We start from the raw sequence: 13,836 nt of genomic DNA on the forward strand, positions 1-13,836 counted from the left end.
CTTTGGCTCAAAGAAGCCGCGTAGGAGATCAGGACAGTAAGAGCACAACTCATAATGGCTCAGGACAGAAGGCGACGGCCGTCCTAAATAAGAAGCCGAATATAAGCGTGCAATCTCAATCTAATGTAAAATAAGTGGCTTGCAACAACGGACGGGTCCATATAAGCGCTCGAAGCAAAGCGAAGACGCGAAGTGATCTTACCCAATTCGCAGCCTAAATCTCGTTGCCCACATCCCGCTTAGGAGGAGGGGTCCACTTCCACGGGTCGCTGTTCGCGCATCCATGCGCCGCTAAACTTCGCCATCCATGGCTCAGATTCCCGCTTCAGTGGACCCCACCCCCAAAGCTTAACCTCAGCACAAAGCCCAGATAGGAGCGCTCGAAGCAAAGCAAAGACGCGAAGGGTTTTAGATGTTTTGACCTTACTTGCAGCTGGCAGCTTAGAACTCGCGGATGCCCAAAGGGCATCGTTCTGTTTTTAACGCCCACAAAAAAGGCCAACCCGAAGGTTGGCCCGATTCTATTTTTCAGAGGAATCTGAAATTAGAAAGAGTAACGTGCGCCTAAAGTTAACATGCTCTTAGTGTCGCCCTGCATGTCGTAGTCGCCGTAGAACTCAACACCAGAATCAGCAGTGTAAGTTACGTTTAGTTCGATCAAAGCATCGTCTGCTTCAGTTGCATCGAAGTTAGCAATTGTAACGTCAGCAGAGGCAGAGATCATGCCAGAAGCGTAAGTTGCGCCAGCACGTACTTCATCACCAGTTTCTTCAGCAGTCGTTAGAGTATAACCAGCAGAAACGCCCATTTCTTCAGAAACATCGTAAGAAGCGTCAACGTCTAGTTGCTCGTCTTGCTCAACGTCAGTGTTAACGTCAGTCCAAGCAGCAGTTACTGTAGCGCCTGCTAGAGAAGCTTCGATAGAAGCAGCATACTCAGTTACTTTATCAGTAGCGCCATAGTTGTTTACTGCAGCCATTACTGTGAAGGCATCTGTAGTGTAAGTTACACCAGCACCAACGAAAGTAGCAGGGTCAGAACCGTCTGGCGCACCGTCAGATCCAGAGAATTCACCTTCAACAGTATAGCTTAGTGCGTCAGCTGAACCAGTGTACTGAGCAGCAACACCGTATGAAGAGCCGTAACCAGTGGTGGCTGGCTGATGGTTTTGCAACTGTACAGTTACACCTTCAGCTACAACGTATTTGAAACCAGCATTTACGTCAGCAGTACCAGCTTCAGCCATCTCATGAGCGTACTCATCAGTAGACATTAGGTTACCAACTTGACCGAAAGTTAGGTTACCTTCAGTTACTGTTAGATCGCCAACTGTTACAACTAGCTCGTCGCTTGTTAGGGCATTATCATTAACAGTAGTGTCGCCGTCTGCTGCTTCAATACCGATTGAACCAGAAAAAGGACCGTTAACAACGTCAACGTCCATTGAGATTGAATACTCTTCGTCTACAAGGTTAACGTCTTTAGTTGCATCGTTGTTTAGATCAACAGTCAACGCAGTGTCCATAGACCCTGAGTAAGTGATTGTAGCTTCTGTATCAGCAGCAAGTGCTTGACCAGAAATAGCAGCAGCAAGTGCAGAAACTGCGAAAATAGCTTTCATGTAGATTCCCCTAGTTTTTTATTATCAATACTGGCTTGGTGACCAGACTACTTGATTGACTACTTTGATCAAAATGATCTCGTAGTTCAGTTATTGTTAACACGACATACAATTAACCTAAAACGTACAGCGTGTCAAAATGTTACTAAGAAAAAAAAGATAAAAATTGCAGTCATCAAACTGAATGGCGATTCTCATCGGCTTGGGGTTTGGCGACTATTATTTTTAAATTCCTTCCCCAGGGTTGTTCGGTAGCCCGTTCAACCATCGAGGGATATAAAACCAGAGCTCAACCCTGTGGTCAACCCTTTATTTACGCCTAAAGTGCTGATATTTGAACTATTTCCGCCCTTTCGTAAAGATATTGCGCCAAATCAACTATTTGATGGGCTGAAAAAGCCCATATCACAAGCGATTAAAACAGTTGTTTGAAATATATTTTCTTCCTTCTTTTATTAACAAAAAAAACGACAAAGTCTTTTTTTCCTTTAGTTTTCCGAGCATTACCCCGTATTTTTTTCTTACTGGCATAAAAAAAGCAAAACTTTTTTATAAGTTTTGCTTTTAAAAAAACGTTTAAAACGAATTAATTTTTATGAAAATTGTTTAGATTTCGTCGAAAAATTTCTTAACACCGTCGAACCAACCTTTGCTTTTTGGCGAGTGTTTTTTACCTTCGGTACTTTCTTGGAATTCTCTTAGCAATTCTTTTTGCTTCGCCGTTAAATGAACCGGCGTTTCTACGACAACGCGACACAGTAAATCACCCACTGAATGCCCTCGTACAGGCTTAACACCTTTGCCGCGTAATCGGAATAATTTACCGGTTTGCGTTTCGGCCGGTATTTTAAGTTTTACACGACCATCGAGCGTGGGCACTTCAAGCTCACCCCCTAAAGCGGCTTCGGCAAAGCTGATCGGTACTTCACAGTGCAGATTAGCGTCATCGCGTTCAAAAATACTGTGGCGTTTAACATGAACCTCTACGTACAAGTCTCCCGCTGGGCCGCCATTGCGCCCTGCTTCGCCTTCTCCGCTCAACCGTATACGGTCGCCTGTATCAACACCCGCTGGAATTTTAACATTAAGCGTCTTAGTTTCTTCTTTGACACCTCGGCCATAACAGCTGTTACAAGGGTCTTTAATGATTTTGCCGGCACCTGAACACGTTGGGCAGGTTTGCTGCACTGCGAAGAAGCCCTGCTGCATGCGCACCTGGCCCGAACCGCCACAGGTATTACAGGTGATAGGAGACGAGCCCTTTTTCGCACCCGAGCCATTGCAAGGCTCGCAATTGGTTAACGTAGGGACTCGAATGCTCTTTTCGATGCCACGAACGGCTTCTTCGAGCGTGAGCTCCATGTTGTACTTTAAATCTGAGCCACGCTGAACATTGGATCGACCGCCACGCTGACCGCCGCCGCCAAAAATATCACCAAATACATCACCAAATATGTCACTGAAGTTACCTTGCCCATGGCCGCCTTGACCGCCAAAGCCACCTTGGCCATCTACACCAGCATGGCCAAATTGGTCGTAGGCCTGGCGTTTTTGACTATCGGAGAGCACTTCGTAAGCTTCGTTGACTTCTTTAAACTTACCATCGGCTTCTTTGTCGTCAGGGTTACGATCCGGGTGAAACTTCATCGCCATTCGTCGATAAGCTTTTTTGATTTCCTTCTCGTCGGCACCTTTCGATAATCCCAGTACTTCGTAGTAATCGCGTTTTGACATGTAGTTGCTCGTTCCTGACCCCAACGGGGCTAATATTCAGTTAGAAGGCATCGCTTGCGCTGAATACCTCTGTTCATAGGGCAATGTTTTCGGTTAACGGTTGTAAACTAAATAAACGGCTATTAACCGAAAACACTGCAATTGCAGTGTTTTGGGCCAACAAAGCGGGCGAACCCGCTCTGTTGGTTTTTAAAGTAAAGGCCGCTCGCCTTACTTATCTTTCACTTCTTCAAACTCAGCATCTACAGCATCGTCTGGGCCAGCAGAGGCTTCTTCCGCTGCGCCAGCATCGGCACCTGCTTCTTGAGCCGCATCGGCATAGATCTTCTGTGAGAAGCTTGCTGTGGCTTCGCTTAAAGTCTCAACCGCTTTATCGATTGCTTCTTTATCATCACCTTTCAAAGCTTCTTCAACAGCAACACAAGCTGCTTCGATGGCCGTTTTCTCTTCTTCAGTCGCTTTATCTTCGTTTTCTTTCAAAGACTTACGCGTAGCATGAACAAGACCATCAGCCGTGTTACGAGCCTGAGCGAGTTCCTCGAACTTACGGTCTTCTTCAGCGTTCGCTTCAGCGTCTTTCACCATTTGTTCTACTTCTTCATCCGACAATCCAGAGTTCGCCTTAATAACGATAGACTGCTCTTTACCAGTACCTTTATCTTTAGCCGATACGTTTAAGATACCGTTGGCGTCTAAATCGAAGCTGACTTCAATTTGCGGCACACCGCGTGGTGCAGGCGGAATGTCGGCTAAATCGAAACGGCCTAGAGATTTGTTCTGGCTCGCCATTTTACGTTCACCCTGCAACACGTGAATGGTTACAGCGGCTTGGTTATCATCTGCAGTAGAGAAGGTTTGGCTCTTCTTCGTTGGAATAGTGGTGTTTTTGTCGATAACCGACGTCATTACACCGCCCATTGTTTCAATACCCAGTGTTAAAGGCGTTACGTCTAATAGAAGTACGTCTTTTACATCACCAGAAAGTACCGCACCTTGAATGGCAGCACCCACAGCAACAGCTTCATCTGGGTTAACATCTTTACGTGGCTCTTTACCGAAGAATTCAGCTACTTTTGACTGAACCAAAGGCATACGCGTTTGACCGCCTACTAAGATAACATCGCTGATATCTGAAATATCATGATCAGAATCTTTCAACGCTACACGAACAGGCTCTAAAGAACGCTCAATTAAGTCTTCAACCAAAGATTCTAGCTTGGCACGTGTGACTTTTACGTTTAAGTGCTTAGGTCCAGATGCATCGGCAGTGATGTAAGGCAAGTTAACATCTGTTTGAGCGGCAGAAGACAATTCTACTTTTGCTTTTTCACCGGCTTCTTTTAAACGCTGCATTGCTAGCGCATCACCAGAAAGATCAATGCCTGATTCTTTCTTGAATGTTTCCGCTAGATACTCGATTAAACGCATGTCGAAATCTTCACCACCTAGGAAGGTGTCACCGTTAGTCGCTAACACTTCAAACTGGTGCTCGCCATCTACTTCGGCGATTTCGATGATAGAGATATCGAATGTACCACCACCTAGGTCATATACGGCTACAACGCTGTCGCCACGGTTTTTATCCATACCGTAGGCTAACGCAGCGGCTGTAGGCTCGTTAATAATACGCTTAACGTCTAAGCCAGCAATTTTACCCGCATCTTTAGTTGCTTGACGCTGAGCATCGTTAAAGTAAGCCGGAACCGTAACAACGGCTTCAGTAACGCTTTCACCTAAGTATTCTTCAGCGGTTTTCTTCATTTTCTTCAAAACTTCAGCTGAAATTTGTGGCGGCGCTTTTTTGTCACCACGAACTTCAACCCAAGCATCGCCATTATCGGCTTTAGCAATTTTGTACGGCACCATACCGATGTCTTTTTGAACCACATCATCGTCAAAACGGCGACCGATTAGACGCTTAACCGCATACACTGTGTTTTGCGGGTTAGTGACTGCTTGGCGCTTAGCGGGCTGACCCACTAAAATTTCGTTGTCGTCGGCAAAGGCAACAATCGACGGGGTTGTGCGATCGCCTTCAGCGTTTTCAATTACTTTAGGCTTATCGCCTTCCATCACGGCCACACAAGAGTTTGTGGTGCCTAGGTCAATACCAATGATTTTACCCATTTTTAATACTCCGTATTTAATTCAGTCTTGCTTGTCATGCGATATGAGAGCAAGACCGCATAATTCAAGTGGTTATTACAAATTTTCGTTCAAAAAGCACTCAATTAGGCTTTTTCATCAATCGTTGTCGCTTGTTCGGCACTTTTACTGACCATGACCATCGCTGGGCGAATGAGCCTGTCATGTAATGTGTAACCTTTTTGCATCACCGCTATAACGGTATTAGGTTCAACATCTGGGTTTTCAACCATAGACATGGCTTGATGCAACTGCGGGTCAAATGGCTCGCCTTGTGGGTCTATTGCGACAATATTAAATTTCGCAAACACATCCAAAAGGCCTTTTAGCGTCATTTCGACGCCTTCTTTTAACGCCTTAACTTCCGCAGAATCGGACTCGCTGGCTAAAATAGCCCGCTCTAGGTTGTCAGCGACGCTTAATAGCTCTTTGCTGATTTTCTCTTGTCCAAATTTGTGAGCGTTTTCGACATCCTTTTCAACACGACGACGCAAGTTGGCCATTTCAGCTTCAGATCGAATAAATTGATCCTTGTACTTAGCCGCTTCTTCTTGGGCCGATGCCAGTTGTGCAGCTAAATCGTCAGATTCTTCTGATTCCACGGCTTCAGATGCTTCAACAGGCTCTTCAACAGTTTCGCTTTCTAGCTGTTCTTCAACTGGTTTTTCTTCGTTGCTCATGATCTACCTTCTCAAAAGTTCGAACTATAGTGTTATGCCGACAATCAATGGGGGTAAGCCCTTAGTTTTCAAGGGGAGAATCCTCAAGAAATCGCTTAAAACACAAAAGCATTGCAACGCAGAAAATTTAACTGTATAAATAACCAGTTAATTCATTTTGTGGTGAACCTCATGCTTCAAAACCTTTCAATTCGAAATATCGCCATTGCAGACAATATTGATATTGATTGGCGCAGTGGCATGACCTCCATTTCAGGTGAAACAGGCGCGGGTAAGTCTATTTTGCTGAACAGCCTAAGCCTTGCCTTGGGCGATCGTGCCGACAGCAATGTCGTCCGCTATGGTGAAAAACGCGCAGAAGTGGTTGCCGCATTCGATATTTCAAGAATTGATGCCGCAAAAGCCTGGTTAAAAGAACGAGATTTAGACGATGGAAGTGAGTGCCTACTGCGCCGAACCGTCTCTAACGAAGGCCGTTCACGTGCTTTCATAAATGGCCAACCCGTGCCACTAGCCGAGTTAAAAGTACTTGGCGAACACCTTATTGATATTCACAGCCAGCACGCACATCAATCACTACTAAGACACGACACCCATTTAAAACTGCTCGATGAATACGCCGACAACGAAAAACAACTGCAAAAAGTAAAAGAGGCTTGGATAGCGTGGCAAGGCTTAGACCGTAAATTAAATGCGCTATCCCAAAGCCATGAAGAACGAGAAGCTCGCCGCCAACTACTTGAGTACCAATGCCAAGAGTTAGAAGCATTAGAGCTGCAAGAAGGCGAAGTAGAAACATTAGAAATCGAGTTTCAGCGCATTCAGCAAAGCGAAACCTTACTGACACAAAGCCACCAGGCACGAGATATATTAGCCAATGAATCGGGTGAAAACGCAGCCCAAGCCATTAAAACGGCGTTAAATTGCTTACAAAAAATAAACGATAGAAGTGAGCCATTGAGCAACGCGATCAGCCTGCTCGATAGCGCGGTGATTCAAGTCGAAGAAAGTGCCCACGACCTTGACGCCTATATCGATAGCATTCATGTAGATGAAGAGCGCAGCCATTATTTAGAATCACGGCTAGATACCATTCACACGCTCAGCCGTAAACACAACATTAACTCCGATCAACTGTTTGAATTCAGTCAAAGCTTACAGGCTGAATACTCTGAGTTAAACGAATCTCAAGGGTCTTTAGAAGAGCTCCAATCTGAAGTGGCCGCACGTAAACAAACCTATTTAAAGCAAGCCAAGCAGCTCTCTTCGAAACGAAAAACAGCGGCGAATGCTTTTTCGAAAGAAGTCATCGAAAAGTTAAATCAGCTCGCCATGCCTGGCGCACAATTTAAGGTCGCATTTTTAGAGCAAAATAAGGCCTCAACCAGCGGTATTGATACGGTTGAATACCAAATAAGCTTGAACCCAGGCCAGCCCTTGCAGCCGCTGGCCAAAGTAGCCTCAGGCGGCGAATTATCACGTGTTTCACTGGCCATTCAGGTCATTTGTGCCGAACACTCCACTATTCCTACCCTAGTTTTCGATGAAGTTGATGTTGGAATTAGCGGCGCTACTGCAGAAATTGTTGGCCATATGCTTCGCCAAGTAGGACAACGCGGCCAAGTTATATGTGTTACACACTTACCACAAGTAGCCGCGCTGGGTCATAACCACTGCATTGTAGAAAAACAACATCACGCCAAAAACACCACATCTACCATCAAACGTTTAACAGACGAACATCGTATTGATGAAATTGCGCGAATGTTGGGCGGAATCGACATCACCGCCCAAACCCGAGCACATGCCGAAGAAATGTTAAGAACCAGTGCAAGAGCGCATTGAGGGTGAAAAGATAGCTGCAAGTTTTGAGCTGCAAGCTACAAGTTAAAGTCAAAAGGTTAGTCACGGCACCAAAACTTCCTAATGACCATAGAGTAGGAGTCTTCGGAGCGAAGCGGAGAGACGATGGTTTTGGGAAAGCTGTAAGTTTTAAGCAACAAGCTGCAAGCTAAAGTCATAACATTCGCGTCTTCGCTTTGCTACGAGCGCTCCTATACATGTCGCTTGCAGCTTGTTGCTTGTAGCTTGTAGCTTATATCTCACGGTGCCCTTATGGGCACCGTTCCACCCTATTGCGCTGCTAGTTCTAGCAATAAGGCTTTGGTTTTTTCTTTACCTGCAAAACCTTCTTTGATGGTATGAACAGTACCGTCTTTTGCTACTATGTATGCAGCCGGAAAGCCCTTTGGCTCGAAAAACGATACTATTTGTTGGGTTCGATCAGAAACGTTTAAGAAGTTAACGGGGGTTTTCTCTAAAAATTTCTTTGCTAAATTAACGTCTTCATCTGTATTGATGCCTAAGAAGTAAATGCCTTTACCTTTAAGCTCAGAGTTTAATTCGCTTAAAATAGGGAACGACTGAATACAGGTCGTGCACCAACTTGCCCAGAAATCCACATAAAGAACACGGCCTTTTAACTGAGCCGTATCGAGCACCTTGCCATCGACAGTGGGTACTTTAAAGTTAGGGAACTTATCGCCAACTTTAACTTCAGCATGGGCCAAAGTGGCTAAAAATACTGAAACAACTGCAACAATGCGCAAAAACTTCATGTGTCTTCCTCTGAGCTATCAATAGTTAAGATTACAGTTTAACGCTTAAAGCTGAACTTAAACGGAACCGTATCAAACTTTTGGTTCTTTTTTCGCGTTTAACGGCTGAACGTAAAGAACCAAACTGTGATCAACAATTTCATACCCGTGTTCTTTTGCAATTTCGTGCTGTCGGCTTTCAATTACAGGATCAACAAATTCAATCACCTCACCAGATTGCACATCGACCATATGGTCATGGTGATCGTCGGAAGCTAATTCATAGATGGCGTGGTTACCGTCAAAGTTGTGTTTGGTAATTAAGCCGGCGGCCTCAAATTGGGTCAATACCCGATAAACAGTTGCAAGCCCAACATCTTCACCGGCCTCTTGTAGCTGCTTATATACTTCTTCGGCGCTGATGTGCGCAACATCATCGTTTTCGAACATTTGTAATATTTTAACGCGAGGCAAGGTAACCTTAAGCCCAACTTTCTTTAATTCTTGATTTTGAATTGTCACCTTCTCGTCTCCAGATAACTGTGTACAATAGCCACATCATACTGACTTAAGTAAACTTAGGAACCCATTTTGGCTATTCGTAATATAAAACTTGCCGTTATTAGTGCTTTTATTCTTATTGCATCGTCTTGCACCCTATTAAAGCCTTATCAGGCCGAACTCGGACAAGGGAACTTTGTCTTACCAGAACAAATAGAAAAGCTAGAGATTGGCCAAACAAAAAACCAAGTTCAATACTTAATTGGCCTGCCCATTTTAGAGGGTGAGTCTACCGAAACGAAATGGATATACCCTTTAAAGCAAGATGACGAGACGTTTAAACACCTCATCATTAGGTTTACCAATAATAAGGTCAGTGAAATCTCTAAACCTTAAATAAAGCCCTTATTTAGCGGGTTTTTTAGCCGCTCTATTAAGGCGAGCCTGCTTTGGGTCTATCAGCAGTGGGCGATATATTTCGACTCGATCGCCCGGTTTTAATACTTCTGAATCTGGCTTTGCAACTTTTCGGCCAAACAGCCCCATCGCAGAGCCTTCTATATCTAGCCCAGGAAATTCTTTATCCAGCCCGCTCAATAAGGCAGCCTGCTTAACGGTGCAGTCTTCGGCAACATCCAGCGTAACAATCAACTGTTTTTCTGGCGTTGCATAGGCCACTTCTACTTTCATCATATTCATCTTTCCAAACTCATTGGGCTTGCAGTTGATTCGCTCTTTGAACAAACGAATCAACCATATTGTTAGCAACTTGCTTAAAAACAGCACCAAAGGCCATTGCGGTTAAGCCTTTTTTCATACTAAAGCGCAAATCTAAGCTGACCTTACACCCCTCTTCAGATAACGGCGTAATTAACCAAGTACCGGTCAATGCCTCTAAAGGGCCTTGTTCAAGGGTCATTTCAATCGCAGACGGAGCTTTTAGCGTGTTGCGAGTAATGATAGTTTTCTCAACACCGGCCTTTTTTATAATTAACTCACCTAACATATGAATATCGCTGCTCTCTAACACACGAGCACTGGCGACTCCGTCCAAAAAACTCGGATATTGTTCAATATCGTTAATAATGTCGTAAACAGATTTTGCGGGAGCCAAAATTAAGGCCGATCGGTGAATTTCAATCATGTGTTGGGAAAATTGCCCTGTGTTTAACCCAAGAAAATAAACGCACGACCACCAACACCAGCAATGAAACCGTCAATGCCTGAGTTGCCGTAATAGCCGTTAACGTCAACGTTGTGCGCGCGAATATTACCCCAAGCAGCACTGGAACCACAAACCTTAGCGTAATCCGCCATAAAAAATATCGGATTCCGCCATGAGGGTTAATTTGGCGTAATACCGTATTAGGTCGCATAACCCAGCCAACCCAAAAAGACACACCCCCCGTAATCAAGGGCACAATCAGCCCTTGCCCTAAAGCCTGCACAACATCATAAATAGACTGGCCATACCAGACGAGCGGCGAATAAACTCCGTTCGAAAACACCATAGCGCCACTTAATATAACCACCGCAATCATAGTTAAGGCTAACAACCAATGCCGAATAAAAGTCCCTAGCTTTTGAGTTAAAATTAACAATAACGGTACGCTGCTTAGCAAGCCTACAATGGGCAGCAGTATTAACCACATCATCGTCTGCACTGGCACAGCGTCCTGCTCGGCTAAACTAACCATCAATGTTCTAAATACAGTGCCCACATCTACCGAACCAGTATCAAGAGAGCCTATCCATTGATAAGAAATCGACATTAATGACAAACCAAAAAGCACATCAAACAATTGCACCGTAATAATGGCTCGGCCCGTTGGTAATTTATCCGCCACTTTGGTGCCAATAACATACCAAACCAACAAACCGGCCAACGAAGAAGTAATGGCATGTGAAATCGCCACCAACCAATCACCCCAGTGTAAACGTGGGTATTGTAGGTTCATTAACAGCTCTGAAATTTGTGGAACACAAAAAAAGATAAAGGCCAAACACAGTGGAATAAAAAATTGAAAGACCGATATAATTCCGCGCCATGCCAGCCCGCCTAACAGCATAAGAAAAATTCCTTGAGCCATCACAAAGCTCATGATTCTGTCGGTGTTTTGTGACTGTTCAAACCAATATAGGTTTTGATCCAGCGGCCTTAAACTCAGCAAATCACCATTAACACCATCGATACTGAAAATAAGCGCCCAGGCGGTATTAAATAAGTTTGTCGAAAGCACAAATACTAAAGCGATCATGAGCAAGGCGAGTAAAAAAGCCGCTATTCGCTTGTTCAGCGCTAAAAATGAAAGCTCAAAAGGTGACGCACGATATATTCTGCCTGCAACTAGCTCGGCTTGTAATATGGGTAGAATGAAAATGAGTTTGATCACTGCGTACGCTAACAAGAACGAACCTTGACCATGCTTTGCCGCTAACACAGGCAAAATGAGGCCATCACTTAAACTTAGCTGAGTACCAATTAACACGGTAATAAGTAAGAACGGGTTCATATTTTTGCGAATACCTTCACAACGCGGTTGAATGACTATAGAAATAGACTGCTATACTGACACAAAAATGGAAATTTAGAACCGTTATGACTGAACCTCTATATGACCTTAGCTTTAAGGGTGACTTAATCGATGGCTTTTTCCAAGACTTTGTCAAAGCCGACTTACAAACCCTCGTAAAAGCCGATGAAAAATACATAAACCTATTATTCAGCGGCTCTGAACAGTCTATTAAACGAGGCGTAGATAAAGCCACGGCCATAAAATTTCAGCAAGCCTTCAAAAAGGCGGGGGCTAAGTTAGTCGTACGTCCACATAAATCTGGGGCATCCACAGAAAAGGTGGTGCAGTCGGCTCAACCCACCTCAAATAGCGCTGCAGAACCAATAAAAACAGCCCCTGCCCCGAAACAAGAAGAGGTTCAACCCTCGACAGCGGAACAATGGTCGACCACATTAGATTCTGTACCGGGTGAAAGCCGCCCAGAGCTCAGCGAGCACCATCAACCTGATATTAAAGCCCCCGAAGCGATCCCAGATTGGTCTGTTTCTGAACCAGGGGCTCAATTAGGTGATACGGCACCAGAGCAGGCCGTAGAATTTGACTTCAGCGACCTTTCCGTCGCGGAAGCCGGCGAAGATTTGATTTTAGAAAAGCCTATAGAACCCGCGCCACCGGCACTTAATTTAGATAGCTTAAGTTTAGCTGAAGCCGGCGCTACGCTTGAGACCCTTCAAGATGACAAAGAGCCTGTTCAGGTCGATATCAGTCATCTAAGCACTGAATAGCGGCGATCATTAGTCGAACGCCTTATAAAAATGCCGCTGCACTGGCGGCTAATGTCATCACGAATAAGAACCACTTCATAAACTTTGGATCGACATTGAGTGATAACTTCACCCCTATTTTTGCTCCCACTACCGTAGAAGCCGCCAAGATTAATCCAGGAACCCACATTACTTGATCTCGCCAAATAAACACAACCAACGCAATAAGCGTAAAGGCACCCGCGGCCAATACTTTGAGCGCGTTAGTCCGAACTAAGTCATAGCGTAACGTGCCACCGATGGCCGCGATCAAAATAAAACCAACTCCAGCTTGAACAAAACCGCCATACCAGCCTGCAAACAGCAGCATCCACCAAGCTTGCACATTGCCTTTGACTAATTTTGAGGTTTCATCAGGGCCAGGAAAGACCGTAGATGGACGAATTAAAATAACCGCCGAGAGCGACAACATGGTAAATAGCAAAACAGGTTTTAAAAAAGAGACTGGCATAAACGAAGCACTAATACTGCCAACAAGCCCACCGATACACAGCGGAATCATAATGCCTTTTAGATCATGGGTTGGCATTTTGCCATGAGCTGAAAAGCCTTGAATAGCCGCCAAGCTTTGCATAAATACACCCACGCGATTGGTGGCATTGGCCGCATCTGCAGGCATGCCCATCATCATTAGCGCTGGCAGCGTCAAGTTAGAACCACCACCGGCAATGGTATTAATAACGCCTGAAATTAGCCCTGTGATCGCTAGAATGGAAATAAACAGCGGAGTTAACTCTAGTTCCATAAATACAACTCTTTTTTACAACCCAAAGGCGTACTTTACGCCATTTATTCAACTAACGTCACCCTACCTTCCGATGAGTTTGCGCCTTTTGCTCTAACCAATAACTCTCACAGACGAGAGCATGCGGTAAGTCAAACGCCAAACTGAAACGCCAAAGATCGTCCTGTACTGATGGGTCTGCGAGTAAAAAAGGGCTTATAGAGTCGACTAAGCCTTGAGCCACTGGGCATTGCTCGACAAGCTCGGCTAGGCGAACTTCCAAATTCTGGGGTGATAAATTTAATGCGGTACAAATAAAAGAAGACACTATGCTCATAAAACCTCACTGAGTGTCACTGGCAAGGCTTTCGGTAGGCTACCGAGTGCTCTTTAGCTAAATTTATATACCGCCTGCAAGTGACACATTAAATGAGCGGTTTCGTGCATAACTATATCAATATATATTGATATAGCAAGAGCTTTGCGCGTTTTTA

General features: G+C 44.7%; 19 protein-coding genes. 7 read left to right on the forward strand and 12 right to left on the reverse strand.

Annotated features, from left to right (window positions below; translation table 11 throughout):
- The first annotated feature begins 2 nt into the window (after nt 1–2).
- Nucleotides 3–134: a hypothetical protein gene (locus tag QWZ13_RS17375; RefSeq protein ID WP_290279979.1), complete on the forward strand. Its 132-nt coding sequence runs from the start codon at nt 3–5 to the stop codon at nt 132–134.
- Between the two features lie 105 nt (nt 135–239).
- On the opposite strand, the gene QWZ13_RS17380 is transcribed toward QWZ13_RS17375, so the two are convergent.
- A complete protein-coding gene (locus tag QWZ13_RS17380) occupies nt 240–389 on the reverse strand; it encodes a hypothetical protein (protein WP_290282891.1) in 150 nt (49 codons plus the stop codon).
- Nucleotides 390–544: 155 nt separating this feature from the next.
- Entirely contained in the window at nt 545–1,621 is a 1,077-nt protein-coding gene (locus QWZ13_RS17385) for a hypothetical protein (RefSeq protein WP_290282892.1), read from the reverse strand.
- A gap of 297 nt (nt 1,622–1,918) precedes the next feature.
- Here QWZ13_RS17385 and QWZ13_RS17390 point away from each other — a divergent pair, with 297 nt between their 5' ends.
- Nucleotides 1,919–2,053 (forward strand): hypothetical protein, encoded by a 135-nt coding sequence (locus QWZ13_RS17390; protein WP_290282893.1) that lies wholly within the window; start codon nt 1,919–1,921, stop codon nt 2,051–2,053.
- 174 nt (nt 2,054–2,227) lie between these two features.
- On the opposite strand, the gene dnaJ is transcribed toward QWZ13_RS17390, so the two are convergent.
- On the reverse strand, nt 2,228–3,355 hold the full coding sequence (gene dnaJ / locus QWZ13_RS17395; protein WP_215999834.1) for a molecular chaperone DnaJ: 1,128 nt from the start codon (nt 3,353–3,355) through the stop codon (nt 2,228–2,230).
- 210 nt (nt 3,356–3,565) lie between these two features.
- Nucleotides 3,566–5,482 carry a molecular chaperone DnaK gene (gene dnaK, locus QWZ13_RS17400; protein WP_290282895.1) on the reverse strand — a complete coding sequence of 639 codons (1,917 nt, stop codon included), beginning with the start codon at nt 5,480–5,482 and terminating at the stop codon, nt 3,566–3,568.
- Here dnaK and QWZ13_RS17405 point away from each other — a divergent pair.
- Nucleotides 5,469–5,633, forward strand: a complete 165-nt coding sequence (locus QWZ13_RS17405) for a hypothetical protein (RefSeq protein ID WP_290282897.1) — start codon at nt 5,469–5,471, stop codon at nt 5,631–5,633. The two genes, dnaK and QWZ13_RS17405, sit on opposite strands and share 14 nt — an antisense overlap.
- Here QWZ13_RS17405 and grpE read toward each other — a convergent pair.
- Entirely contained in the window at nt 5,587–6,180 is a 594-nt protein-coding gene (grpE, locus tag QWZ13_RS17410; RefSeq protein WP_290282898.1) for a nucleotide exchange factor GrpE, read from the reverse strand. The genes QWZ13_RS17405 and grpE overlap by 47 nt on opposite strands.
- A gap of 111 nt (nt 6,181–6,291) precedes the next feature.
- Here grpE and recN point away from each other — a divergent pair, with 111 nt between their 5' ends.
- The gene (recN, locus tag QWZ13_RS17415; protein WP_290282899.1) at nt 6,292–8,025 is read left to right on the forward strand and encodes a DNA repair protein RecN; all 1,734 of its coding nucleotides are present in this window, start codon (nt 6,292–6,294) and stop codon (nt 8,023–8,025) included.
- A gap of 23 nt (nt 8,026–8,048) precedes the next feature.
- Complete coding sequence (locus tag QWZ13_RS17420; RefSeq protein WP_290282900.1) at nt 8,049–8,195, forward strand: hypothetical protein; 147 nt, start codon at nt 8,049–8,051, stop codon at nt 8,193–8,195.
- A gap of 117 nt (nt 8,196–8,312) precedes the next feature.
- Here the strand turns inward: QWZ13_RS17420 and QWZ13_RS17425 are convergent, their stop codons facing one another.
- On the reverse strand, nt 8,313–8,798 hold the full coding sequence (locus QWZ13_RS17425) for a TlpA family protein disulfide reductase (RefSeq protein ID WP_215999830.1): 486 nt from the start codon (nt 8,796–8,798) through the stop codon (nt 8,313–8,315).
- 72 nt (nt 8,799–8,870) lie between these two features.
- The gene (gene fur / locus QWZ13_RS17430; RefSeq protein WP_290282901.1) at nt 8,871–9,299 is read right to left on the reverse strand and encodes a ferric iron uptake transcriptional regulator; all 429 of its coding nucleotides are present in this window, start codon (nt 9,297–9,299) and stop codon (nt 8,871–8,873) included.
- A 69-nt stretch (nt 9,300–9,368) separates the two neighbouring features.
- Here fur and QWZ13_RS17435 point away from each other — a divergent pair, with 69 nt between their 5' ends.
- A complete protein-coding gene (locus QWZ13_RS17435) occupies nt 9,369–9,674 on the forward strand; it encodes an outer membrane protein assembly factor BamE (protein WP_290282902.1) in 306 nt (101 codons plus the stop codon).
- 9 nt (nt 9,675–9,683) lie between these two features.
- Here QWZ13_RS17435 and QWZ13_RS17440 read toward each other — a convergent pair whose 3' ends face one another.
- The 3 genes from QWZ13_RS17440 to QWZ13_RS17450 are packed head-to-tail and all read right to left on the reverse strand — an operon-like array spanning nt 9,684 to nt 11,791.
- On the reverse strand, nt 9,684–10,022 hold the full coding sequence (locus tag QWZ13_RS17440; protein WP_353958998.1) for an RnfH family protein: 339 nt from the start codon (nt 10,020–10,022) through the stop codon (nt 9,684–9,686).
- Nucleotides 9,988–10,422 (reverse strand): type II toxin-antitoxin system RatA family toxin, encoded by a 435-nt coding sequence (locus QWZ13_RS17445; protein ID WP_290282903.1) that lies wholly within the window; start codon nt 10,420–10,422, stop codon nt 9,988–9,990. Before QWZ13_RS17445 ends, QWZ13_RS17440 begins: the two co-directional genes overlap by 35 nt.
- Nucleotides 10,415–11,791 carry an SLC5/6 family protein gene (locus QWZ13_RS17450; protein WP_290282904.1) on the reverse strand — a complete coding sequence of 459 codons (1,377 nt, stop codon included), beginning with the start codon at nt 11,789–11,791 and terminating at the stop codon, nt 10,415–10,417. Before QWZ13_RS17450 ends, QWZ13_RS17445 begins: the two co-directional genes overlap by 8 nt.
- Before the next feature lie 86 nt (nt 11,792–11,877).
- Here QWZ13_RS17450 and QWZ13_RS17455 point away from each other — a divergent pair, with 86 nt between their 5' ends.
- Nucleotides 11,878–12,579: a hypothetical protein gene (locus QWZ13_RS17455; RefSeq protein ID WP_290282906.1), complete on the forward strand. Its 702-nt coding sequence runs from the start codon at nt 11,878–11,880 to the stop codon at nt 12,577–12,579.
- A gap of 22 nt (nt 12,580–12,601) precedes the next feature.
- Here the strand turns inward: QWZ13_RS17455 and QWZ13_RS17460 are convergent, their stop codons facing one another.
- Both QWZ13_RS17460 and QWZ13_RS17465 read right to left on the reverse strand, forming a co-directional pair.
- Complete coding sequence (locus QWZ13_RS17460) at nt 12,602–13,363, reverse strand: sulfite exporter TauE/SafE family protein (protein WP_290282907.1); 762 nt, start codon at nt 13,361–13,363, stop codon at nt 12,602–12,604.
- Nucleotides 13,364–13,421: 58 nt separating this feature from the next.
- Entirely contained in the window at nt 13,422–13,679 is a 258-nt protein-coding gene (locus tag QWZ13_RS17465) for a hypothetical protein (RefSeq protein WP_290282908.1), read from the reverse strand.
- Nucleotides 13,680–13,836 lie beyond the last annotated feature (157 nt).

The organism is Reinekea marina (genome assembly GCF_030409715.1).
Lineage (GTDB): Bacteria > Pseudomonadota > Gammaproteobacteria > Pseudomonadales > Natronospirillaceae > Reinekea > Reinekea marina.